A 20,994-nucleotide genomic window follows, 5' to 3' on the forward strand; every position below is an offset into this window, starting at 1 on the left:
GCGACAGTCAGTGGATTGCAGGAGACAGGACATGAGTGCAGTGATCGACGACCACGCCCACGGTCATGAACACGCCCACGGCCCGGCCAAGGGCCTGATGCGCTGGGTGCTGACCACCAACCACAAGGACATCGGCACGATGTACCTGTGGTTCGCCTTCAGCATGTTCCTGCTCGGCGGCTCGTTCGCCATGGTGATCCGCGCCGAGCTGTTCCAGCCCGGCCTGCAGATCGTGGAACCGGCGTTCTTCAACCAGATGACCACCATGCACGGGCTGATCATGGTGTTCGGCGCGGTGATGCCGGCCTTCGTCGGCCTGGCCAACTGGATGATCCCGCTGATGATCGGCGCGCCGGACATGGCCCTGCCGCGGATGAACAACTTCAGCTTCTGGCTGCTGCCGGCGGCGTTCCTGCTGCTGGTCTCGACCCTGTTCAGCCCCGGCGGCGGGCCGAACTTCGGCTGGACCTTCTACGCCCCGCTGTCGACCACCTACGCCCCGGCCAGCGTGACCTTCTTCATTTTCGCCATCCACCTGATGGGCATCAGCTCGATCATGGGCGCGATCAACGTGATCGCCACCATCCTCAACCTGCGCGCCCCGGGCATGACCCTGATGAAGATGCCGCTGTTCGTCTGGACCTGGCTGATCACCGCGTTCCTGCTGATCGCGGTGATGCCGGTGCTGGCCGGCGTGGTGACCATGATGCTGATGGACATCCACTTCGGCACCAGCTTTTTCAGCGCCGCCGGCGGTGGCGACCCGGTCTTGTTCCAGCACGTGTTCTGGTTCTTCGGCCACCCCGAGGTGTACATCATGATCCTGCCGGCCTTCGGCGCGGTCAGCTCGATCATCCCGGCGTTCTCGCGCAAGCCGCTGTTCGGCTACACCTCGATGGTCTACGCCACCGGGGCGATCGCCTTCCTGTCATTTATCGTCTGGGCCCACCACATGTTCGTGGTCGGCATCCCGGTGGTGGGCGAGCTGTTCTTCATGTACGCGACCATGCTGATCGCCGTGCCCACCGGGGTGAAGGTGTTCAACTGGGTCAGCACCATGTGGGAAGGCTCGCTGACCTTCGAGACACCGATGCTGTTCGCCATCGCCTTCGTCATCCTGTTCACCATCGGTGGCTTCTCCGGCCTGATGCTGGCCATTGCGCCTGCGGACTTCCAGTACCACGACACCTACTTCGTGGTCGCCCACTTCCACTACGTGCTGGTGCCCGGGGCGATCTTCGGCATCTTTGCCTCGGCCTACTACTGGCTGCCGAAATGGACCGGCCACATGTATGACGAAACCCTCGGCAAGCTGCACTTCTGGCTGTCGTTCGTCGGCATGAACCTGGCCTTCTTCCCCATGCACTTCGTCGGCCTGGCAGGCATGCCGCGGCGGATCCCGGACTACAACCTGCAGTTCGCCGACTTCAACATGGTCTCGTCGGTCGGTGCCTTCATGTTTGGCGCCACGCAGATCTTCTTCCTGTTCATCGTCATCAAGTGCATCCGCGGCGGCGCGCCGGCAGCGGCCAAGCCCTGGGACGGCGCCGAGGGCCTGGAGTGGTCGATCCCGTCGCCGGCGCCCTACCACACCTTCCAGACCCCACCGGAAGTGAAGTAGGAGCCCGCCCATGGACGGCCTGTCGCTCAAACGCCTGGTCACCCGCCTGCTGATGCTGACCGTGGTGATGTTCGCCTTCGGCTTCGCCCTGGTGCCGATCTATGACGTGATGTGCAAGGCCTTCGGCATCAACGGCAAGACCGGCGGGCAGTACGCGGGCACCCAGGTCAGCGACCCGTCGCGCTCGGTGCGGGTGCAGTTCATGTCCACCAACGCCGGTGACATGAGCTGGGAGTTCCACTCCACCGCCGACCAGATCGAGGTCAACCCGGGGGCGGTGAACCAGATGATCTTCATTGCCCGCAACCCGACCAACCAGCCGATGAGTGCCCAGGCCATCCCCAGCATCACCCCGGCCGAGGCCGCGGCGTACTTCCACAAGACCGAATGCTTCTGCTTCACCCAGCAGGTGCTGCAGCCGGGAGAGCGCATCGAGATGCCGGTGCGCTTCATCGTCGACCGTGACCTGCCGGAGTCGGTGAAGCACCTGACACTGGCCTACACCCTGTTCGACATCACCGCTCGCCACCCGCCGGTCGCACAAACCGCGACCGAGGCCGCCCGTTGAGGGAAGGAGATCAAGCATGGCAAGCCACGAGCATTACTACGTCCCGGCGCAGAGCAAGTGGCCGATCATCGCCACGATCGGCATGTTCATCACCGTGTTCGGCCTGGGCACCTGGTTCAACGACCTAAAGGCCGGCCACCCGGAATCCCACGGGCCACTGATTTTCTTCGTCGGTGGGCTGTTCCTGGCGTACATGCTGTTCGGCTGGTTCGGCGCGGTGATCAAGGAGAGCCACGCAGGGCTTTACAGCGCGCAGATGGACCGCTCGTTCCGCTGGGGCATGAGCTGGTTCATCTTCTCCGAGGTGATGTTCTTCCTGGCCTTCTTCGGCGCGCTGTTCTACGTGCGCGTGCTGGCGGGGCCATGGCTGGGCGGTGAGGGAGACAAGGGCGTGGCGCACATGCTCTGGCCCAACTTCGAGTTCGTCTGGCCGCTGCTGCACACGCCGGACCCGAAACTGTTCCCGCCGCCGAAGGAAGTGATCGACCCGTGGCACCTGCCGCTGATCAACACCATCCTGCTGGTGAGCTCCAGCGTGACCGTGACCATTGCCCACCATGCCCTGCGCAAGGGCCATCGCGGCACGCTGAAGCTGTGGCTGGGGCTGACCATCCTGCTGGGGCTTGGGTTTCTCGCGCTGCAGGCCTACGAGTACCACGAGGCCTACAACAAGCTGGGGCTGACCCTGGGCTCGGGGATCTACGGTGCGACGTTCTTCATGCTCACGGGCTTTCACGGCGCTCACGTGACGCTGGGGACGTTGATCCTGTTCGTGATGTTCTGCCGGGTGATGCGCGGGCATTTCGAGCCGGACAAGCACTTTGGTTTTGAGGCGGCGAGCTGGTACTGGCACTTCGTGGATGTGGTGTGGGTGGGGTTGTTCATCTTTGTGTACGTGCTTTGACGGGTGGCGCGGTCCCCTGTTGTAGGAGCGGCCTCGTGCCGCGAAAGGGCTGCGAAGCAGCCCCGGCGATCTTGCATGATGCCAAGATCCTGGGGCCGCTGCGCAGCCCTTTCGCGGCACAAGGCCGCTCCTACAGGGACCGAGACAATTCAGAACGGCGCGTGGGAGACCAACTGCCCACTGATGAAGCCCCAGGCCACCAGCCCGATGGTCAGGGTAGCGAGGGCGACACGCACGGTAAGGGCCTTGAGCAGGCGGGTCGACTGGTCGTCGTCCTTGACCAGGAACACCAGGCCACTGAACAGGCTGGCGATGGTGGCCAGTAGCATCAGGACTATCGCGGCCTTGAGCATGGCGTAACTCCAGGGGGATGCGGTGATGGGTACAAGTATAGCGCTCGACCTGACGAGGCCCCGGTGAAGCCGTTTCGCCCCGGCCTGCTGCCGACCCTGGTAGTGCTCGCGCTGCTGCCGGGCCTGATCGCGCTCGGCTGCTGGCAGCTGCGCCGCGCCGACGAGAAGCGCGACTTGCTGGCCGCCTACACCGAGCGCCAGATCGAGGCGCCGGTCGCTGTCGAACAGCTGCGCCAGCTGCCGGACCCGGCGTTCTACCCCGTGCATCTGTATGGCCGCTTCGACGCCGCCCACAGCCTGTTGCTGGACAACCAGATGCGCGACGGCAAGGCCGGCGTCGAGCTGCTGCAACCCTTCCTCGACCAGGCCAGCGGTCTGTGGCTGCTGGTCAACCGCGGCTGGCTGCCCTGGCCCGACCGCCGGGTGCCGGTGCGTTTCGACACCCCGGACCAGGCCCTGGCGCTGGACGCCACGGTCTACGTGGCGCCGGGCAAGACCTTCCAGCTGCACCCGGACAACCCGGACGGCCGCTGGCCGCAACTGCTGACGGCAATCGACCCGGGCGGGCTCTGGCAGCAGTTGGGCCGCGAAGGCTTCGCCCAGGAACTGCGCCTGCAGCCCGGCCCGGCCGCCTATCGCCTGGACTGGCCGGTGGTCGCCATGGGCCCGGAAAAGCACCAGGGCTACGCCGTGCAGTGGTTCGCCCTGGCCACCACGCTGGTGCTGCTCTACCTGTATTTCGGCTGGTATCACAACGACAAGGAGAACCGCCATGGCCGCCGCCACGAGTCCACTGGACGTGCCTGACCGCCGCAAGCCCCGGGGGCGTCTGCAACTGTTGCTGATCCTGTTCGTCGTGCTCGGGCCGATGATCCTTGCCACCTTCATGTACAAGCTCAAGTTCTGGGTGCCGGAGGGGCGCAGCTATCACGGCGTGATGATCGGCAATGGCGAGGGCCGCGCGGACATCGGCATCGATGCCCGGGACGAGCGCTGGCAGCTGCTGGTCAGTACCCCCGAGGCCTGCGCCGAGGAGTGCCGGCAACTGGTGTACCTGGCCCGGCAGATCCAGGTCGGCCTGGGCCGCGACGCCAGCCGTGCCAGCCATGCCCTGGCGGCGGCCCAGCCGCTGGCCGCCGACTACCAGGCGCTGCTGGGCCGTGAATACCCGCAGTTGCAGCGCTACCCGCTGGACGCTCAGCGCTATGTGCAGAAAGTCGGCGAAGTAGGCCCGCAGCTGTGGATCGTCGACCCTCACGGCAACCTGGTGCTGCGCTACGACGCCAAGGTCAACGGCAAGCATGTGCTGGACGACCTGCGCCACCTGCTCAAGCTGTCCAACATCGGCTAGGAGGCCGCCATGGCCAGACCCGGATTCCGTCTCGCTGTGTTCGCCACCCTGCTGGCGCTGCTGGTGGTGCTGCTCGGCGCCTATACCCGGCTGACCCATGCCGGTCTCGGCTGCCCCGACTGGCCGGGGTGCTACGGCTTCATCAGCGTGCCCAAGACCGATGCCCAACTGGCCCATGCCGAGCTGCACTTCCCCGAGCACCCGGTGGAGGAAGCCAAGGGCTGGGCCGAGATGGTCCATCGCTATTTCGCCGGCACCCTGGCGCTGGTGATCGCCCTGCTCGCCTTCCAGGCCGTGCGCCGGCATGCCCGCGACGGCCAGCCCTACCGCCTGCCGGTATTGCTGCTGGCAGTGGTACTCGCCCAGGCGGCGTTCGGCATGTGGACGGTTACCTTGAAGCTTTGGCCCCAGGTAGTCACCGCGCACCTGCTCGGCGGGTTCACCACAGTGAGCCTGCTTTTCCTGCTGTCCCTGCGTCTATCCCGGGCCTTTGCGCCATTGCCGAAACTGCCGCTGAGCCTGCGCCGGATCGCCGCGCTGGCGCTGTTGGTGGTCATCGGCCAGATCGCCCTGGGGGGCTGGGTCAGCGCCAACTACGCGGCGGTGGCCTGCATCGACCTGCCCACCTGCCACGGGCAGTGGTGGCCGGCGGCGGACTTCAGCAACGGCTTCCACCTGACCCAGCACGTCGGCCCCAATTACCTCGGCGGGCAGCTGGACAGCGACGCGCGCACCGCGATTCATATCAGCCATCGCCTGGGCGCGATGCTGGTTCTGCTGGTGTTGCTGACCCTGAGCTGGAAGCTGCACCGTCACGGCCTGGGTGGCCTGGCCCGCCTGGTGTTGCTGGCGCTGGCGCTGCAACTGGGCCTGGGCATCAGCAACGTGCTGTTGCACCTGCCCCTGGGCGTGGCCGTCGCACACAACGCTGGCGGCGCCCTGCTGCTGCTGTGCATGGTGCTGGTCAACTACCGCATCCGCGTGGTCGACAAGGTCCGTGTGGGCCACGGCTGGCGTCTGACGCCGGTGACCGGCGTGCACCTTTCCCATCACATGAGGAACGATTCGTGGCGACGCTTCTGAGCACGGAACGCCAGCGCGCCGGATGGCGCGACTACATGGAACTGACCAAGCCGAAGGTGGTGGTGCTGATGCTGATCACCTCGCTGGTGGGCATGTTTCTCGCCACCCGCGCGGGGGTGGCCTGGAGCGTCCTGCTGTTCGGCAACCTGGGGATAGGCTTGTGCGCGGGGGCCGCGGCGGCGGTCAACCACGTGGTCGACCGCCGCGTCGATGCGCTCATGGCCCGCACCCACAAGCGCCCGCTGGCCCAGGGTCGGGTGGCGCCCGTGCCGGCGCTGCTATTTGCCTTGCTGCTGGCCGTTGCGGGGATGGCCCTGCTGCTGGCGTTCACCAACCCCCTCACCGCCTGGCTTACCCTGGCCTCGCTGCTGGGTTATGCGGTGCTCTACACCGGCTTTCTCAAGCGCGCCACGCCGCAGAACATCGTGATCGGCGGCCTGGCCGGGGCAGCCCCGCCGTTGCTGGGCTGGGTGGCGGTCAGTGGGCACCTGGGCGCCGAACCGCTGCTGCTGGTGCTGATCATCTTCGCCTGGACGCCGCCGCACTTCTGGGCCTTGGCGATTCATCGCAAGGAGGAGTACGCAAAAGCTGATATTCCCATGCTCCCCGTTACCCACGGCGAGCGCTACACGGCCCTGCATATCCTGCTCTACACCTTGATATTGCTGGCGGTGAGCCTGTTGCCCTATGCCATCCACATGAGCGGACCACTGTACCTGGCCTGTGCCCTGGGGCTGGGGCTGCGCTTCCTGCACTGGGCCTGGGTGTTGTACCGTGGCACCCGGCCGCACGCGGCGATCAAGACGTTCAAGTACTCTATCGGCTACCTGTTCGCCCTGTTCATCGCGTTGCTCGTAGACCATTACCTGTTGCTGAACCTATGACCCGAACCCAGAAAACCGTCTTCATCCTCGTTGCCCTGGTCGCGCTGATCATGGGCCTGACCGTCAACAAGGTGCTCAACGACCGTGGTCAGTTGAACCCCACCGAACTGATCGACGCCGGCATCATCCTGCTGCCGCAGAGCCGCACCGTGCCCGACGTGACCATGACCGACCAGAACGGCCAGCCGCTGGTGCTGGACCAGCTCAAGGGCAAGTGGTCGTTGCTGTTCTTCGGCTACACCTACTGCCCGGACATCTGCCCGACCACCCTGGCCCAGCTGCGCCAGGTGAAGAGCGAGCTGCCCAAGGAGGCGCTGGAGCGTTTGCAGGTGGTGCTGGTGAGCGTCGACCCGAACCGCGACACGCCGAACCAGCTCAAGCAGTACCTGGGCTACTTCGACAAGGATTTCGTCGGGGTGGCGGGGTCGATCGAGGATACCCAGAAGCTGGCCAATGCCTTGAGCATTCCGTTCATTCCGGCCGATACCAGCAAGCCGGGCTACACCGTGGATCACAGCGGCAACCTGGCGGTGGTCGGCCCGGACGGGCGCCAGCGTGGGTTCATCCGTGCGCCGTTCAACAACCAGAAGCTGGTGGCGCAGTTGCCGGGGCTTGTGAAGCGCGACTGACCGTTGAAATGAATCGCGGGGCCAGCCCGCTCCCACGCCAGATTGGGTTCTGGCGTGGGAGCGGGCTGGCCCCGCGATTGGCATTCGATCCTCGGGCCTGCTGCGCAGGCCGTCGCGGCACAAGGCCGCTCCTACAGGAGATTGCATTCCTCTGTAGGAGCGGCCTTGTGCCGCGATGGGCCGCAGAGCGGCCCCAGGGATGTCAGATCAGAACGCCGGAATCACCGCGCCCTTGTACTTCTCGGTGATGAACTGCTTCACCTCAGGCGAGTGCAGGGCCGCGGCCAGCTTCTTCATGGCATCGGCGTCCTTGTTGTCCGGACGCGCCACCAGGATGTTCACGTAGGGCGAATCGCTGCCTTCGATCACCAGGGCGTCCTTCTCCGGGTTCAGCTTGGCTTCCAGCGCATAGTTGGTGTTGATCAGCGCCAGGTCGACCTGGGTCAGCACGCGTGGAATGGTGGCCGCTTCCAGCTCGCGGAATTTCAGCTTCTTGTCGTTGCCGGTGATGTCCTTCACGGTCGACAGGATGTTCTTGCTGTCCTTGAGCTTGATCACGCCAGCCTTGTCCAGCAGCAGCAGGGCACGGCCGCCGTTGGTGGCGTCGTTGGGGATGACCACGGTGGCGCCGGATGGCAGTTCGTCGAGCTTCTTGTACTTGCTCGAGTAGGCGCCCAGCGGCTCCAGGTGCACGCCGGCAACGCTGACCAGCTGGGTGCCCTTGGCCTTGTTGAACTCATCCAGGTACGGCTGGTGCTGGAAGAAGTTGGCGTCCAGACGTTTTTCGGCCACCTGCACGTTCGGCTGGATGTAGTCGGTGAACTCCTTGACCTTCAGCTCCACGCCCTCCTTCGCCAGCTGCGGCTGGACGAACTTGAGGATCTCGGCGTGCGGCACCGGGGTGGCGGCGACGGTCAGGGTCTCGGCGTGGGCCGAGAAGGCCGCGACGGCGGCGACAACAGCAAGCAGCTTCTTCATTGATCACTCCTTGTGAGGGCCGCGACGGCCCCCGAACGGGTCGGCCAGGCCGACCCCATTGGGGTTATTTACGGGAAAAATGCACGACCAGCTTGTCACCGACGCTCTGCAGCACCTGCACCAGGATCAGCAGCAGGACCACGGTGACCACCATCACGTCGGTCTGGAAACGCTGGTAGCCGAAGCGGATGGCCAGGTCACCCAGGCCGCCCGCGCCCACCACACCGGCCATGGCGGTGTACGAGACCAGGGTGATGGCGGTGACGGTGATCGCCGCGAAGATGCCCGGACGGGCCTCAGGCAGCAAGGCGTTGGTGATGATCTGGCGGGTGGTGGCGCCCATCGACTGGGTGGCTTCGATGATGCCGCGATCCACCTCGCGCAGGGCGGTTTCCACCAGGCGCGCGAAGAACGGCGTAGCCCCCACCACCAGCGGAGGAATCGCCCCCGCAACACCCAGCGAGGTGCCGGTGATCAGCACGGTGATCGGGATCATCACGATCAGCAGGATGATGAACGGCAGCGAGCGCAGGATGTTCACCACCAGCGACAGCAGCGCGTAGACGCCCTTCTGCTCGAACATCTGCCGCGGCCCGCAGAGGAACAGCAGCACGCCCAGCGGCAGGCCCAGCAGCACGGTGAAGAACAGCGAGCCGAACAGCATGATCATGGTGTCGATGCTGGCCAGCCAGATTTCGGCCCAGTCGACGTTGGCGAAGAAATTCAGGGCGTCCATCAACGCAGTACCTCCATATGTACGTCAGCTGCAGTGAAGCGGGCGAATGCCGCGTCCATGTCTCCGCCGATCAGGGCGAGGGTCAGCTGGCCATAGGGAATGTCCTTGATGCGGTCGATGCGTCCGGCCAGGATGCTGTAGTCGACACCAGTCTCGCGGGCCACGGTGCCCAGCAGCGGCGCGTAGGTGGCGCAACCCTGGAACGTCAGGCGCACGATGCGGCCCGGCACATGGGCGAAGTCGTCGCGTTGCTCGTTCTCGTCGACCTGCTCGTCCTCCTGGACGAAGCGCCGGGTGGTGGCGTGCTGCGGGTGCAGGAACACGTCGGCCACCGGGCCGGCCTCGACGATCTGCCCGGCGTCCATCACCGCCACGCGGTCGCAGACCCGGCGGATCACATCCATCTCGTGGGTGATCAGCACGATGGTCAGCTTCAGCTCGCGGTTGATCTCGGCCAGCAGTTGCAGCACCGAGGCGGTGGTCTGCGGGTCGAGGGCGCTGGTGGCCTCGTCGCACAGCAGGATCTTCGGGTTGGTGGACAAGGCGCGGGCGATGCCGACGCGCTGCTTCTGTCCGCCCGACAGCTGTGCCGGATACTTCTTCGCGTGCTCGGACAGGCCGACGCGGGCCAGCAGCTCGGTGACGCGCTTGTCGATCTCGCCACGTGGCAGTTCGCCGGCCAGCACCAGTGGCAGGGCGACGTTGTCGGCGACGGTCTTGGACGCCAGCAGGTTGAAGTGCTGGAAGATCATCCCGACCTGCTGGCGGAAGCGGCGCAGCTGGTTGGCGTCGAAGGCGGTGACGTCCTCGCCGTCGACCACGATCTTGCCGCCGGACGGCTCCTCGAGGCGGTTGATCAGACGCAGCATGGTGCTCTTGCCGGCACCGGAGTGGCCGATCAGGCCGAACACCTGGCCATCTTCGATGGTCAGGCTGGTCGGGTTCAGGGCCGGGATATCCCTACCGGCGACGCGGTAGGTCTTGTGGACATTTTGAAACTCGATCACTGAGCGAACCTTGTGGGGCGCATGGAATTTGGGTCAGCGGTTAGCCGGGGTCGCGCATTTTAGCCTTTTCCCCTGCCTGTTCTTAGCATTAATTTCGCAATGCTCCAATCCAATCGGCATATCGCGACGGTCGGCAATCCGATTGAACGCATTCGACGGCCTTCCAGTCATCTACTTGAACAAGCCCGAGTACTGATGAGGAGAGCCGAAGATGCCCAGCAAGAAGCCCCAGGCGCCGCAGCCGAGCCCGGTCGCGGGCACCGAAACCCCTGACAAGGCCAACACCAACGCCAAGTTGCAGAGCCTGGAAGCCTTTCGCAGCGACGCCAGCGGCCAGGCGCTGCGCACCAACCAGGGCGTGAGAATCGCCGACAACCAGAACAGCCTCAAGGCCGGCGCCCGTGGGCCTTCGTTGCTCGAAGACTTCATCATGCGTGAGAAGATCACCCACTTCGACCATGAGCGCATACCGGAACGCATCGTCCACGCCCGGGGCTGTGGCGCCCACGGCTATTTCCAGAGCTACGGCTGCCATGGCGAACTGACCAAGGCCGGTTTCCTGCAGGATCCCGAGAAGATCACCCCGGTGTTCGTGCGTTTTTCCACCGTGCAGGGGCCACGCGGCTCGGGCGACACGGTGCGTGACGTGCGGGGCTTCGCGGTGAAGTTCTACACCGACGAGGGCAACTTCGACCTGGTCGGCAACAACATGCCGGTGTTCTTCATCCAGGACGCGATCAAGTTTCCCGACTTCGTCCACGCGGTGAAACCCGAGCCGCACAACGAGATGCCCACCGGCGGCTCGGCCCACGACACCTTCTGGGACTTCGTCTCGCTGGTGCCGGAGTCGGCGCACATGGTCATGTGGGCCATGTCCGACCGCGCCATCCCGCGCAGCTTGCGGATGATGGAAGGCTTTGGCGTGCATACCTTCCGCCTGGTCAACGCCGAGGGCGTGGCCAGCTTCGTCAAGTTCCACTGGAAGCCGCGCCAGGGGGTGCACTCGGTGTTGTGGGACGAGGCGCAGAAGCTGGCGGGCAAGGATACCGACTACCACCGCCGCGACCTGTGGGAGGCCATCGAGACCGGCCATTATCCGGAGTGGGAGTTGGGTGTGCAGATCATCCCTGAAGCCGATGAGCACACATTCGACTTCGACCTGCTCGACCCGACCAAGCTCATCCCCGAAGAGCTGGTACCGGTGACTCCGCTTGGCAGGATGGTGCTCGACCGCAACCCCGACAATTTCTTTGCCGAGGTCGAACAGATCGCCTTCTGCCCAGGGCATATCGTGCCGGGCATCGACTTCAGCAACGACCCGCTGCTGCAGGGCCGGCTGTTCTCCTACACCGACACCCAGATCAGCCGCCTGGGCGGGCCGAACTTCCATGAGATCCCGATCAACCGCCCCATCGCCCCCAACCACAGCAGCCAGCGCGATGCCATGCACCGAATGACCCTCGACAAGGGCCGCGCCGCCTACGAGCCAAACTCCATCGATGGCGGCTGGCCGCAGGAGACGCCGCCCGCTGCGCGGGACGGTGGCTTCGAGAGCTATGAGGAGCGTATCGATGCCCACAAGATCCGCCAGCGCAGCGCGTCGTTCGGCGATCATTTTTCCCAGGCCCGGCTGTTCTTCCAGAGCATGAGCCCGACGGAGCAGCAGCACATCATCAAGGCCTACAGCTTCGAGCTGGGCAAGGTCGAGCGCGAGGCGATTCGCGCCCGGGAAGTGAACGAGATCCTCGCCAACATCGACCTCAAGTTGGCGGCGGCGGTGGCGACCAACCTCGGGTTGCCGGCGCCCAAGGCCGGCACGGTCAAGGTAAAAGGCAGCAAACCCGCGCAATCAAAGGCCTTGAGCCAGATGAACCATCCCGGTGGGATCGGCATCAGTGGGCGCAAGGTCGCCATTCTGGTTGCCGATGGCGTGGATGCTGGCAGCGTCGACAAGGTTGTGAAGGCGCTGGAGGCCAAGAGCGCCCGCCCCGTGCTGTTGGGTCCGACCTCGGCACCGGTCAAGGCTGTCGATGGCACGCCACTGCCGGTGGATGCCTCCATGGAAGGCATGCCGTCGGTGATGTTCGATGGCGTGTGGGTGCCGGCGGGCAAGGTGTCGGTGGAGGCGCTGGAGAAAAGCGGCGTGGCCAGGCATTTCCTGCTGGAGGCCTACAAGCACCTCAAGCCCATTGGGGTGACCAGCGAGGGCAAGCTGCTGCTGAACAAGCTGGGGCTGAAGGAGGATGCGGGGCTGTTGCTGGGGGACGGGCAGAAGGCGTTCGATGGGTTCTTCAAGGCGCTCGAAGGGCATCGGGTGTGGGCGCGGGAGGCGGCTGCAGAGGCGATACCAGCGTAGGAGTCAGCCCTTTCAGTGTCGATATGGTGCTCGGCTTGGAAATGCCGGGGCTGCTTTGCAGCCCTTTCGCGGGGCAAGCCCGCTCCTACAGGGATCGTATAACCCCTGTAGGAGCGGGCTTGCCCCGCGATTGTTCACTGCTGATGGGGGATCAAGACCACCTGCGCCGGCAGCGAACGCTGGATCTCATGTTTTTGCTCAAGCTCGAAACCACTGTCGAGCTTGCGCACGCGCTTCTCCAGCAGGGTCTTGAGCCACGGCGCGTCCTGGGTGCGTGGCACCTGGAACACCACCTCGCACTGGTAATTCACCACATCGGCGGCGATGTCATCCAACTGGCGGCGCATCGCCCGGCTGTCGGTGGTCTTCAACGCCACGACGGTGCTGGGCGCGGTCGGGTCGATGACCCGGGCCTTGGGCTTGGACTCGGCCGCCTTCAGCGCCGCCTCGGCCTTTTCCAGCTCGGCCTTGCGCGCCTGGGCCATGGCATCGCCGCCAGTCAGGGCTGGTGCCTGGGGCATCAGCGCCCGGGCGCGGGCCAGCGCGGTGGCGGCGGCATTCACATCGCCCTTTTGCAGGACGATGCGGCTGCGTTGGAGGTAGGCCTCGGCCAGCTGGCGCTGGTGCGGCTCGAGGCGCGCATCGCCTGGTGCCTGGGCCTGCAGCGCGGCCAGCTGGTCCTCGGCGGTGGCCAGTTCGTTGCTGGCGATGCTCTGTTCCAGCTGCTGCCAGGCATCCGGCTGGGCAGGCGCGACCGGCTGCTCGGCCGGCTTGCTGGAGCAGGCGGCCAGGAACAGGGAAAACGCGGCAACAAGCAGATAACGTGAGGCGAACGGCTTCATTCCTGCGACTCTCTATTTGCGCAAAAAGCGAGCAAGTCTACACCCAGGTGCGCACGCTCGAAAACTGGTCTTGTCAGACCTGCAAGCGATGAAAAGGTTGCAGGGCGCGTCAGCAGGCGCCCTGGAATCTCAGCGTTTCGGCAACGCCAGGCTCAGCAAGAATAGCACTGCCGCACAGACCACGATCGAAGGCCCGGCCGGGGTGTCCTTGAACCAGGACAGCGCCAGGCCGCCACAGACCGCGGTAACCCCCAGCAGGCTGGCGCCCACGGCCATCTGCTCTGGCGAGCGGGCGTGACGCTGTGCCGCGGCGGCCGGGATGATCAGCAGCGAGGTGATCAGCAGCACGCCGACGATCTTCATTGCCACCGCGATCACCACGGCGATCAGCAGCATCAGCGCCAGGCGCAGGCCGGCCACGGGAAGGCCCTCGACCCTCGCCAGCTCCTCGTGCACGGTGACCGCCAGCAGCGGCCGCCAGAACATCGCCAGCAGTACCAGCACCAGCGCGCTGCCACCGAGGATCCAGGCCAGGTCGGTGGTGCTGATCGCCAGCAGGTCGCCGAACAGGTAGGCCATCAGGTCGATGCGCACATCGTGCATGAAGCTCAGCACCACCAGGCCCAGCGACAGGGTGCTGGGGGCGAGGATGCCGAGCAGGGTGTCCGAGGCCAGTGGCTGGCGCTGTTGCAGGGTCACCAGCAGGATCGCCAGCAACAGGCAGCCGACGGTCACCGCCAGCGCCGGGCTGACGTCCAGGGCAAAGCCCAGCGCCACGCCGAGCAGCGCGGCGTGGGACAGGGTGTCGCCGAAGTAGGCCATGCGCCGCCAGACCACGAAGGAGCCCAGCGGACCGGCGACGAGCGCCAGCGACAGGCCGGCAAGCAGGGCGTAGAGAAGAAAATCAGCCATGCTTGCAGTGCTCTCCGTGGACATGGGCGCCGGGGGCGATCACCGAGCCGTGCAGGTCGTGGCTGTGATCGTGATGGTGGTGGTAGACGGCCAGGCTCTTGGCATTCTGGCCGAACAGCTCGACGAAGGCCGGGTCGTTGCTGACCTGCTCCGGATGGCCCGAACAGCAGACGTGGCGGTTGAGGCAGACCACCTGGTCGGTGGCGCTCATCACCAGGTGCAGGTCGTGGGAGACCATCAGCACGCCGCAGCCATGACGGTCGCGCAGGCGGGTGATGAGGTTGTACAGCTCGGTCTGGCCGACTACGTCGACGCCCTGCACCGGCTCGTCCAGCACCAGCAGCTCGGGTTCGCGCAACAGGGCGCGGGCCAGCAGCACGCGCTGCATCTCGCCGCCGGAGACGGTCTGGATCGGGCTGTCGATCACCTGCTCGGCGCCGACTTCCTGCAGCGCCGCCAAGGCTGCCGCGCGGTCTACCCCGGGCACCAGGCGCAGAAAGCGCAGCACCGACAGCGGCAGCGTGGCGTCTACCTGGATCTTCTGCGGCATGTAGCCGATGCGCAGCTTCGGCTTGCGCCACACCTTGCCGCGGTGTGGCTTGAGCAGGCCGAGCACGGCGCGTACCAGGGTGGTCTTGCCGGCGCCGTTGGGGCCGATCAGGGTGACGATCTGCCCCGGCGCGACGGCCAGGTCGATGCTGTCGAGCACCGCTTCGCCACCGAAGTTGACGCCGACCTGCTCGAGGCGGATCAGGGCGTCGCTCATGCCTTGCCCCGGCAGTTGCCGCACAGGCCGACCACTTCGACCGTCTGCGTCTCGACGGCGAAGCCCACGGCCTTGGCGCTGCTGACGATGGCGTCGCTGATGCTGTGTTGCTCCAGCTCGATGGCCACATGGCAGGCGCGGCAGATCAGGAACTGGCCCTGGTGCGCATGCTCGGGATGGCTGCAGCCGATGAAGGCGTTGAGCGAGGCGATGCGGTGCACCAGGCCGTTCTCCAGCAGGAAGTCCAGCGCCCGATAGACGGTCGGTGGCGCGGCGCGGCGGCCGTCCTGCTCGCTGAGCACGGCGAGGATGTCGTAGGCACCCAGCGGCTTGTGGCTCTGCCACACCAGCTCCAGCACGCGGCGGCGCAGGGCGGTCAGGCGCAGGCCCTGACGGTTGCACAGCGCGTCGGCCTCGGCCAGCGCACTGTGGACGCAGTGGGAATGATCGTGGGGACGGTGGGCCAGCGGCGTGATGGACATGGGCAGCGACGGTTCAGGATGGAGACGTTATTATGTTACCTGTTTCTGACGACCCGAGTATCCACCGTGTCCCGATTCCTTGCCCTGTTTGTCGCTTTCATCGCTTTTTCGGCCCACGCCGACGTGCGCGTGCTGACCAGCATCAAGCCCCTGCAGCAGATTGCCGCCGCCGTTCAGGACGGTGTCGGCAGCCCTGACGTGCTGCTGCCGCCGGGCGCCTCCCCGCACAACTACGCGCTGCGCCCCTCCGACGTGCGCAAGGTCGCCGATGCCGACCTGCTGTACTGGATCGGCCCGGACATGGAAGGCTTCCTGCCCCGCGTGCTGAAGAGCCGCGCCAAGCCGACCGTGGCCGTGCAGTCGCTGTCGGGCCTGCAACTGCGTCACTTCGGCGAGGACAGCCACTCCCATGACGAGGAAGACCACGACGATCACGACCATGACCACCGTCCGGGCAGCCTCGATGCGCACCTGTGGCTGTCGTCGGTGAATGCCCGGGTGATCGCGACGAAGATGGCCGGTGACCTGGCGACAGCGGATCCGGCCAATGCGCCGCGCTACCAGGCCAACCTCAAGCTGTTCATCGAGCGCATGGATGCCCTGGATACGCGAATCAAGCAGCGGGTGGCGGGGATCGCCGGCAAGCCGTACTTCGTGTTCCACGAGGCCTTCGACTACTTCGAGGCCGCCTATGGCCTGAAGCACGCCGGTGTGTTCAGCGTCGCCGCGGAAGTGCAGCCGGGCGCACAGCATGTCGCCGCCATGCGCAAGCGCCTGCAGGCGGTGGGCAAGACCTGTGTGTTCAGCGAGCCGCCGCTGCGCCCGCGCCTGGCCGAGACGCTGACGGCCGGGTTGCCGGTGCGCCTGGCGGAGCTGGATGCGCTGGGTGGGAGCGATGCGGTGGATGCCAGGGGCTATGAGCGTTTGCTGGAGAAGCTGGGCAGCGACCTGACCGGCTGCCTGGAACAGTTCTAACGCCTGGGCTGGCCCTTTCGCGGGTAAACCCGCTCCCACAGGCTTCGCGCCGAAGTTGAAGTCAGCGGGGTTCCTGTGGGAGCGGGTTTACCCGCGAAGAAGCGGACGCGGTTACAAGGCAAACGGCAGGTGCAACGCCACCTGCTGACGCTGCGCCAGGCGCACTTCGAACTCGCTCGGGTCATGGATCATCACGTCCATTCCGGCGAACGCCTGCGCCGCGATCAGGCGCGACAGCCAGAAGCGCACGCAGGCCACCCGCAGCATCACCGGCCACAGCTCGGCCTCGGCGGCAGTGAACGGCCGCAGCGCCGCATAGGCGCCCAACAGGGCCTGGGCGCGTGGCAGGTCGATGCCGCCCTGCTCGTCCAGGCACCAGTCGTTCACGGTGATGGCGATGTCGTACAGCATCGGCCCGGAACAGGCGTTGTAGAAGTCGATCAACCCGGTCAGGTGGGTGCCTTCGAACATCACGTTGTCGCGGAACAGGTCGGCGTGCAGGTTGGCCTTGGGCAGGGCGAGGATCTGCGCCTTGTGCGCGGTGATTTCCGCCAGTGCCGGCTGCAACAGCCCTGTCTGTTCCCGGTTCAGGCCCGGCAGCAGCTCGGCGCCCGATTCCAGCATCCAGTCCAGGCCACGGTCGGTGCGGCGCTCGATGATGTGCTCGCGGGTGGCCAGGTGGATATGCGCCAACAGCTCGCCGACCTGGGCGCAGTGCTGGTTGTTCGGAGCCTTGATGTGCTTGCCCGAAAGCCGTGGCTGCAGAAGAGCCGGCTTGCCGCACAGTTCGCGCAGGCCGTTGCCGTCGCGGTCGCGCACGGCGTAGGGCACCGGCATGTCGGCAGCGTGCAGCACGTCGAGCAGTTCGATGAAGAACGGCATGTCTTCAGCCGGCCCGCGCTCGATCAATGTGAGGACGAACTCCCCCTTTTCCAGGCTGACGAAGAAATTGCTGTTCTCGGTACCGGCGGCGATGCCCTGGAAGTCGAGCAGGCGACCCAGCTCGTACGGCGCCAGAAAGGTTTCCAGCTCAGGCCGGGACACAGGGGTGAAGACTGACATGTTGAAGAATTGCCCATGCGGGCACTTCCGCCGGAAGTGCCTGGTTGATAAGAACGATACGCGTTACTAGCTTACCACTCGAAGATCTTCCAGGACGGAATCAGCATGTCCGGCTGGTCGGAACGAATGAAATTGCCTTCGGAGCCATCGGCGCGTACCAGGAAATAAGGCTTGCCGTTCTTCGGCGTGACCTTGATCGCATACAGGAAGCCGTTTTGACGGTACTCCTGGATGGTCTTGTCGCCTTCCGTGCGAATGGTTACATCGGGATCGGCCGATGGGGCTTCGTCCGCCGCCAGGGTGACGACCGGCATGGTGGCCAGCAGACCGAGCAGTAACAGGCGAATGGGTGTGCGCATGATAACCTAGTCCTTTTGTCGTCATTGATCCGGCTATTCTAGCGCCGGACCCGTCGAAAAGGTTGATTCTCCTCATGAGCCAAGCGCCCCTCGTCCTGGTGGACGGTTCGTCCTACCTCTACCGCGCCTTTCACGCGCTGCCGCCGCTGACCACCTCCAAGGGCATGCCCACCGGCGCGGTCAAGGGCGTGCTGAACATGCTCAAGAGCCTGCGCAAGCAGTACCCGGACAGCCTGTTCGCGGTGGTTTTCGACGCCAAGGGCGGGACCTTCCGCGACGCCATGTTCGCCGAGTACAAGGCTAACCGCCCGAGCATGCCCGACGACCTGCGGGTGCAGGTCGAGCCGCTGCACGCCAGCGTCCGCGCCCTCGGCTACCCGCTGCTGTGCGTCGAAGGCGTGGAGGCCGACGACGTCATCGGCACCCTGGCGCGCAGCAGCGCCGCCGCCGGCCGCCCGGTGATCATCTCGACCGGCGACAAGGACATGGCCCAGTTGGTGGACGGTCACGTCACCCTGGTCAACACCATGACCGGCAGCGTGCTGGACATCGCCGGCGTGCACGAGAAGTTCGGCGTAGGTCCCGAGCACATCATCGACTTCCTCGCCCTGATGGGCGACAAGGTCGACAACATCCCCGGCGTGCCGGGTGTTGGCGAGAAGACCGCGGTCGGCCTGCTGACCGGTATCGGCGGCGGCCTGCGCGACCTGTACGACAACCTCGACAAGGTGCCGGCCCTGGCCATCCGTGGCGCCAAGACCCTGCCGGCCAAGCTCGAGGAGCACCGCGACGCGGCCTTCCTGTCCTACGAGCTGGCGACCATCAAGTGCGATGTCGAGCTGGATGTCGAAGTGGACGCCCTGGTCTGCGGCGAGCCGGACCGCGAGGCGCTGCTGGCGCTGTACACCGAGATGGAGTTCAAGAGCTGGGTGGCCGAGGTCCAGCGCAGCGCGCCCCAGGCCGGTGACAGCGTTGCTGCCGACGTTGAGCCTGTGGCCGAGAAGGTCGAGCCGAAGTACGAGACCATCCTCGACCAGGCGCGTTTCGACGCCTGGCTGGAGAAGCTGCGCCAGGCGCCGCTGTTCGCCTTCGACACCGAGACCACCGGCCTCGACGCGCAGCAGGCGCAACTCGTTGGCCTGTCGTTCGCCGTCGAGCCCCACGAGGCCGCCTATGTGCCGCTGGCCCACGATTACGAAGGCGCCCCCGCCCAGCTCGACCGTGACGCCGTGCTGCTGGCCCTCAAGCCCCTGCTGGAAGACCCGGCCAAGGGCAAGATCGGCCAGAACGCCAAGTACGACATCAATATCCTGGCCAACGGCAGCCCGGCCATCCTGATGCGCGGCGTGGCCTACGACACCATGCTCGAGTCCTACGTGTTCAACTCCACCGCCACTCGCCACGACATGGACAGCCTGGCGCAGAAGTACCTGGACCACTCCACCATCGCCTTCGAGGATATCGCCGGCAAGGGCGCCAAACAGCTGACCTTCAACCAGATTCATCTGGACAAGGCCGGCCCCTATGCCGCCGAGGACGCCGACATCACCCTGCGCCTGCACCACGCGCTGCAGGCGCGCCTGGCCGAGACACCCAGCGTGCAGCCGGTGTTGATGGACATCGAGATGCCGCTGGTACCGGTGCTGGCCCGCATCGAGCGCCAGGGCGCACTGGTGGATGCCGCGCTGCTCAAGGTGCAGAGCGGCGAGCTGGGAGCAAAGATGGTCGAGCTGGAACGCGAGGCGTTCGAGCTGGCGGGCGAGACGTTCAACCTGGGCTCGCCCAAGCAGCTGGGGGGGATCCTCTACGACAAGCTGGGCATGCCGGTGCTGAGCAAGACCGCCAAGGGCCAGCCGTCCACCGCCGAGGCGGTGCTCGATGAGCTGGCCGAGCAAGGCTACCCGCTGCCCAAGGTGCTGATGCAGTACCGCAGCCTGAGCAAGCTCAAGAACACTTACACCGACAAGCTGCCCGAGCAGATCAACCCGCGCACCGGACGCATCCACACCTCCTACCAGCAGGCCGTGGCCGCCACCGGGCGCCTGTCGTCCAACGACCCGAACCTGCAGAACATCCCGATCCGTACCGCCGAAGGTCGGCGCATTCGCCAGGCTTTCGTCGCCAGCCCCGGCTACCGCCTGCTGGCGGCGGACTACTCGCAGATCGAGTTGCGCATCATGGCCCACCTGGCCAAGGACGAAGGCCTGCTGCATGCCTTCCGCAATGACCTGGATGTGCACCGCGCCACCGCCGCCGAAGTGTTCGGCGTCGCCCTCGAGAATGTCACCAACGACCAGCGCCGCAGCGCCAAGGCGATCAACTTCGGCCTGATCTACGGCATGAGCGCGTTCGGCCTGGCCAAGCAGATCGGCGTCGACCGCAAGCAGTCCCAGGACTACATCGACCGCTACTTCGCCCGTTACCCCGGCGTGCTGGCCTACATGGAGCGCACCCGCGCCCAGGCCGCCGAGCAGGGCTTCGTCGAAACCCTGTTCGGCCGTCGCCTGTACCTGCCGGACATCAACGCCAAGAACCCGGCCCTGCGCAAAGGCGCCGAGCGCACCGCGATCAACGCCCCGATGCAGGGGACCGCGGCGGACATCATCAAGCGCGCCATGGTGGCGGTGGACAACTGGCTGGCCGACAGCAAGCTGGATGCGCGCGTTATCCTGCAGGTGCACGACGAACTGGTGCTCGAGGTGCGCGAGGACCTGGTCGAGCAGGTGAAAGATGAAATTCGTGGCTACATGAGCGGTGCCGCGGAACTCGACGTGCCGCTGCTGGTGGAAGTAGGCGTTGGCGCGAATTGGGACGAAGCTCACTAAACGCTGCGTGAAAGCTGTGTAGGATCTGCGGCGTAGTGTCGCGGATCCGGTGCTGGCCTCGGGCCTTAGATCGGGAGTTTCATGAAACTATCGCAAATAGTTTCGAGGGGCTTGGAACTAAACCGGTGAACCGCCACTCAGAGGTACTGAATGGCTGGTGAAGCCTTTCGATGCTCCTATGTTGTGTTAAGTGTTGGCAGATATCTGGACCCCGCCCTAGCGGTCCGGACTTGGACCCCGAACTTCCCCCTCCCCATACGAAGTCCGGGGTTTTTTTTGCCCGGAATTCGGCGTTTGGGCT

Annotated in this window: 21 protein-coding genes; 11 read left to right on the forward strand and 10 right to left on the reverse strand. The window is 65.5% G+C overall.

Annotated features, from left to right (window positions below; translation table 11 throughout):
• Positions 1 to 31 precede the first annotated feature (31 nt).
• The 3 genes from ctaD to PRtIB026_RS03250 are packed head-to-tail and all read left to right on the forward strand — an operon-like array spanning position 32 to position 3,093.
• Positions 32 to 1,621, forward strand: coding sequence for a cytochrome c oxidase subunit I (gene ctaD / locus PRtIB026_RS03240; protein WP_203649161.1), 1,590 nt, complete (start codon positions 32 to 34; stop codon positions 1,619 to 1,621).
• Positions 1,622 to 1,631: 10 nt separating this feature from the next.
• A complete protein-coding gene (locus tag PRtIB026_RS03245) occupies positions 1,632 to 2,189 on the forward strand; it encodes a cytochrome c oxidase assembly protein (protein WP_203649159.1) in 558 nt (185 codons plus the stop codon).
• A 16-nt stretch (positions 2,190 to 2,205) separates the two neighbouring features.
• The gene (locus PRtIB026_RS03250) at positions 2,206 to 3,093 is read left to right on the forward strand and encodes a cytochrome c oxidase subunit 3 (protein WP_203649157.1); all 888 of its coding nucleotides are present in this window, start codon (positions 2,206 to 2,208) and stop codon (positions 3,091 to 3,093) included.
• A gap of 149 nt (positions 3,094 to 3,242) precedes the next feature.
• Here the strand turns inward: PRtIB026_RS03250 and PRtIB026_RS03255 are convergent, their stop codons facing one another.
• Positions 3,243 to 3,446, reverse strand: a complete 204-nt coding sequence (locus PRtIB026_RS03255; protein WP_110736050.1) for a twin transmembrane helix small protein — start codon at positions 3,444 to 3,446, stop codon at positions 3,243 to 3,245.
• Positions 3,447 to 3,509: 63 nt separating this feature from the next.
• Here PRtIB026_RS03255 and PRtIB026_RS03260 point away from each other — a divergent pair, with 63 nt between their 5' ends.
• Genes PRtIB026_RS03260 through PRtIB026_RS03280 form a run of 5 tightly spaced genes read left to right on the forward strand, consistent with a single transcriptional unit; the run spans position 3,510 to position 7,393 of the window.
• Positions 3,510 to 4,253 (forward strand): SURF1 family protein, encoded by a 744-nt coding sequence (locus PRtIB026_RS03260; protein ID WP_203649154.1) that lies wholly within the window; start codon positions 3,510 to 3,512, stop codon positions 4,251 to 4,253.
• A complete protein-coding gene (locus PRtIB026_RS03265) occupies positions 4,219 to 4,797 on the forward strand; it encodes a hypothetical protein (protein ID WP_203649152.1) in 579 nt (192 codons plus the stop codon). The genes PRtIB026_RS03260 and PRtIB026_RS03265 overlap by 35 nt, the downstream gene beginning before the upstream one ends.
• 9 nt (positions 4,798 to 4,806) lie before the next feature.
• A complete protein-coding gene (locus PRtIB026_RS03270) occupies positions 4,807 to 5,880 on the forward strand; it encodes a COX15/CtaA family protein (protein WP_203649150.1) in 1,074 nt (357 codons plus the stop codon).
• Positions 5,881 to 5,915: 35 nt separating this feature from the next.
• The gene (gene cyoE / locus PRtIB026_RS03275) at positions 5,916 to 6,764 is read left to right on the forward strand and encodes a heme o synthase (protein WP_420713650.1); all 849 of its coding nucleotides are present in this window, start codon (positions 5,916 to 5,918) and stop codon (positions 6,762 to 6,764) included.
• On the forward strand, positions 6,761 to 7,393 hold the full coding sequence (locus PRtIB026_RS03280; protein ID WP_028688687.1) for an SCO family protein: 633 nt from the start codon (positions 6,761 to 6,763) through the stop codon (positions 7,391 to 7,393). Before cyoE ends, PRtIB026_RS03280 begins: the two co-directional genes overlap by 4 nt.
• A 207-nt stretch (positions 7,394 to 7,600) precedes the next feature.
• On the opposite strand, the gene PRtIB026_RS03285 is transcribed toward PRtIB026_RS03280, so the two are convergent.
• The 3 genes from PRtIB026_RS03285 to PRtIB026_RS03295 form a co-directional block, all read right to left on the reverse strand.
• Positions 7,601 to 8,371 (reverse strand): MetQ/NlpA family ABC transporter substrate-binding protein, encoded by a 771-nt coding sequence (locus PRtIB026_RS03285; protein ID WP_050703189.1) that lies wholly within the window; start codon positions 8,369 to 8,371, stop codon positions 7,601 to 7,603.
• A gap of 64 nt (positions 8,372 to 8,435) precedes the next feature.
• On the reverse strand, positions 8,436 to 9,107 hold the full coding sequence (locus PRtIB026_RS03290; RefSeq protein ID WP_050703190.1) for a methionine ABC transporter permease: 672 nt from the start codon (positions 9,105 to 9,107) through the stop codon (positions 8,436 to 8,438).
• On the reverse strand, positions 9,107 to 10,114 hold the full coding sequence (locus tag PRtIB026_RS03295) for a methionine ABC transporter ATP-binding protein (protein ID WP_203649148.1): 1,008 nt from the start codon (positions 10,112 to 10,114) through the stop codon (positions 9,107 to 9,109). The genes PRtIB026_RS03290 and PRtIB026_RS03295 overlap by 1 nt, the downstream gene beginning before the upstream one ends.
• Before the next feature lie 211 nt (positions 10,115 to 10,325).
• Between PRtIB026_RS03295 and katE the strand changes: the two genes are divergently transcribed.
• Entirely contained in the window at positions 10,326 to 12,470 is a 2,145-nt protein-coding gene (gene katE, locus PRtIB026_RS03300; RefSeq protein ID WP_203649146.1) for a catalase HPII, read from the forward strand.
• 134 nt (positions 12,471 to 12,604) lie between these two features.
• Here katE and PRtIB026_RS03305 read toward each other — a convergent pair whose 3' ends face one another.
• The 4 genes from PRtIB026_RS03305 to zur all read right to left on the reverse strand — a co-directional run bounded on the left by PRtIB026_RS03305 (position 12,605) and on the right by zur (position 15,472).
• On the reverse strand, positions 12,605 to 13,312 hold the full coding sequence (locus PRtIB026_RS03305; RefSeq protein WP_203649144.1) for a PA5502 family lipoprotein: 708 nt from the start codon (positions 13,310 to 13,312) through the stop codon (positions 12,605 to 12,607).
• A gap of 129 nt (positions 13,313 to 13,441) precedes the next feature.
• Positions 13,442 to 14,224 (reverse strand): zinc ABC transporter permease subunit ZnuB, encoded by a 783-nt coding sequence (gene znuB, locus PRtIB026_RS03310; protein WP_203649142.1) that lies wholly within the window; start codon positions 14,222 to 14,224, stop codon positions 13,442 to 13,444.
• On the reverse strand, positions 14,217 to 14,990 hold the full coding sequence (znuC, locus tag PRtIB026_RS03315; protein WP_203649140.1) for a zinc ABC transporter ATP-binding protein ZnuC: 774 nt from the start codon (positions 14,988 to 14,990) through the stop codon (positions 14,217 to 14,219). Before znuC ends, znuB begins: the two co-directional genes overlap by 8 nt.
• Entirely contained in the window at positions 14,987 to 15,472 is a 486-nt protein-coding gene (gene zur / locus PRtIB026_RS03320; RefSeq protein ID WP_203649138.1) for a Fur family transcriptional regulator, read from the reverse strand. The genes znuC and zur overlap by 4 nt, the downstream gene beginning before the upstream one ends.
• 18 nt (positions 15,473 to 15,490) lie before the next feature.
• Here zur and PRtIB026_RS03325 point away from each other — a divergent pair, with 18 nt between their 5' ends.
• A complete protein-coding gene (locus PRtIB026_RS03325) occupies positions 15,491 to 16,447 on the forward strand; it encodes a zinc ABC transporter substrate-binding protein (protein WP_203649129.1) in 957 nt (318 codons plus the stop codon).
• 111 nt (positions 16,448 to 16,558) lie between these two features.
• Here the strand turns inward: PRtIB026_RS03325 and PRtIB026_RS03330 are convergent, their stop codons facing one another.
• Together PRtIB026_RS03330 and PRtIB026_RS03335 are read right to left on the reverse strand one after the other, a co-directional pair.
• On the reverse strand, positions 16,559 to 17,509 hold the full coding sequence (locus tag PRtIB026_RS03330; protein WP_203649121.1) for a homoserine kinase: 951 nt from the start codon (positions 17,507 to 17,509) through the stop codon (positions 16,559 to 16,561).
• Positions 17,510 to 17,580: 71 nt separating this feature from the next.
• Positions 17,581 to 17,868, reverse strand: a complete 288-nt coding sequence (locus PRtIB026_RS03335) for a DUF2782 domain-containing protein (RefSeq protein ID WP_050703199.1) — start codon at positions 17,866 to 17,868, stop codon at positions 17,581 to 17,583.
• Between the two features lie 74 nt (positions 17,869 to 17,942).
• Between PRtIB026_RS03335 and polA the strand changes: the two genes are divergently transcribed.
• Positions 17,943 to 20,693: a DNA polymerase I gene (polA, locus tag PRtIB026_RS03340; protein ID WP_203649119.1), complete on the forward strand. Its 2,751-nt coding sequence runs from the start codon at positions 17,943 to 17,945 to the stop codon at positions 20,691 to 20,693.
• The last annotated feature ends 301 nt before the right edge of the window (positions 20,694 to 20,994 follow it).

This window comes from Pseudomonas sp. RtIB026 (genome assembly GCF_016861355.2).
Taxonomy (GTDB): domain Bacteria; phylum Pseudomonadota; class Gammaproteobacteria; order Pseudomonadales; family Pseudomonadaceae; genus Aquipseudomonas; species Aquipseudomonas peradeniyensis.

What these genes read in the sequence shown, in the direction of transcription:
- PRtIB026_RS03270 (WP_203649150.1), top strand. Translation starts at nt 4,807, where the DNA reads ATGGCCAGACCCGGATTCCGTCTCGCTGTGTTCGCCACCCTGCTGGCG.
- PRtIB026_RS03255 (WP_110736050.1), bottom strand. Translation starts at nt 3,446, where the DNA reads ATGCTCAAGGCCGCGATAGTCCTGATGCTACTGGCCACCATCGCCAGC.
- PRtIB026_RS03335 (WP_050703199.1), bottom strand. Translation starts at nt 17,868, where the DNA reads ATGCGCACACCCATTCGCCTGTTACTGCTCGGTCTGCTGGCCACCATG.
- PRtIB026_RS03290 (WP_050703190.1), bottom strand. Translation starts at nt 9,107, where the DNA reads ATGGACGCCCTGAATTTCTTCGCCAACGTCGACTGGGCCGAAATCTGG.
- PRtIB026_RS03245 (WP_203649159.1), top strand. Translation starts at nt 1,632, where the DNA reads ATGGACGGCCTGTCGCTCAAACGCCTGGTCACCCGCCTGCTGATGCTG.
- PRtIB026_RS03325 (WP_203649129.1), top strand. Translation starts at nt 15,491, where the DNA reads ATGGAGACGTTATTATGTTACCTGTTTCTGACGACCCGAGTATCCACC.
- zur (WP_203649138.1), bottom strand. Translation starts at nt 15,472, where the DNA reads ATGTCCATCACGCCGCTGGCCCACCGTCCCCACGATCATTCCCACTGC.
- PRtIB026_RS03330 (WP_203649121.1), bottom strand. Translation starts at nt 17,509, where the DNA reads ATGTCAGTCTTCACCCCTGTGTCCCGGCCTGAGCTGGAAACCTTTCTG.
- PRtIB026_RS03265 (WP_203649152.1), top strand. Translation starts at nt 4,219, where the DNA reads ATGGCCGCCGCCACGAGTCCACTGGACGTGCCTGACCGCCGCAAGCCC.
- znuC (WP_203649140.1), bottom strand. Translation starts at nt 14,990, where the DNA reads ATGAGCGACGCCCTGATCCGCCTCGAGCAGGTCGGCGTCAACTTCGGT.
- PRtIB026_RS03285 (WP_050703189.1), bottom strand. Translation starts at nt 8,371, where the DNA reads ATGAAGAAGCTGCTTGCTGTTGTCGCCGCCGTCGCGGCCTTCTCGGCC.
- PRtIB026_RS03250 (WP_203649157.1), top strand. Translation starts at nt 2,206, where the DNA reads ATGGCAAGCCACGAGCATTACTACGTCCCGGCGCAGAGCAAGTGGCCG.
- znuB (WP_203649142.1), bottom strand. Translation starts at nt 14,224, where the DNA reads ATGGCTGATTTTCTTCTCTACGCCCTGCTTGCCGGCCTGTCGCTGGCG.
- PRtIB026_RS03280 (WP_028688687.1), top strand. Translation starts at nt 6,761, where the DNA reads ATGACCCGAACCCAGAAAACCGTCTTCATCCTCGTTGCCCTGGTCGCG.
- katE (WP_203649146.1), top strand. Translation starts at nt 10,326, where the DNA reads ATGCCCAGCAAGAAGCCCCAGGCGCCGCAGCCGAGCCCGGTCGCGGGC.
- PRtIB026_RS03305 (WP_203649144.1), bottom strand. Translation starts at nt 13,312, where the DNA reads ATGAAGCCGTTCGCCTCACGTTATCTGCTTGTTGCCGCGTTTTCCCTG.
- polA (WP_203649119.1), top strand. Translation starts at nt 17,943, where the DNA reads ATGAGCCAAGCGCCCCTCGTCCTGGTGGACGGTTCGTCCTACCTCTAC.
- ctaD (WP_203649161.1), top strand. Translation starts at nt 32, where the DNA reads ATGAGTGCAGTGATCGACGACCACGCCCACGGTCATGAACACGCCCAC.
- cyoE (WP_420713650.1), top strand. Translation starts at nt 5,916, where the DNA reads ATGGAACTGACCAAGCCGAAGGTGGTGGTGCTGATGCTGATCACCTCG.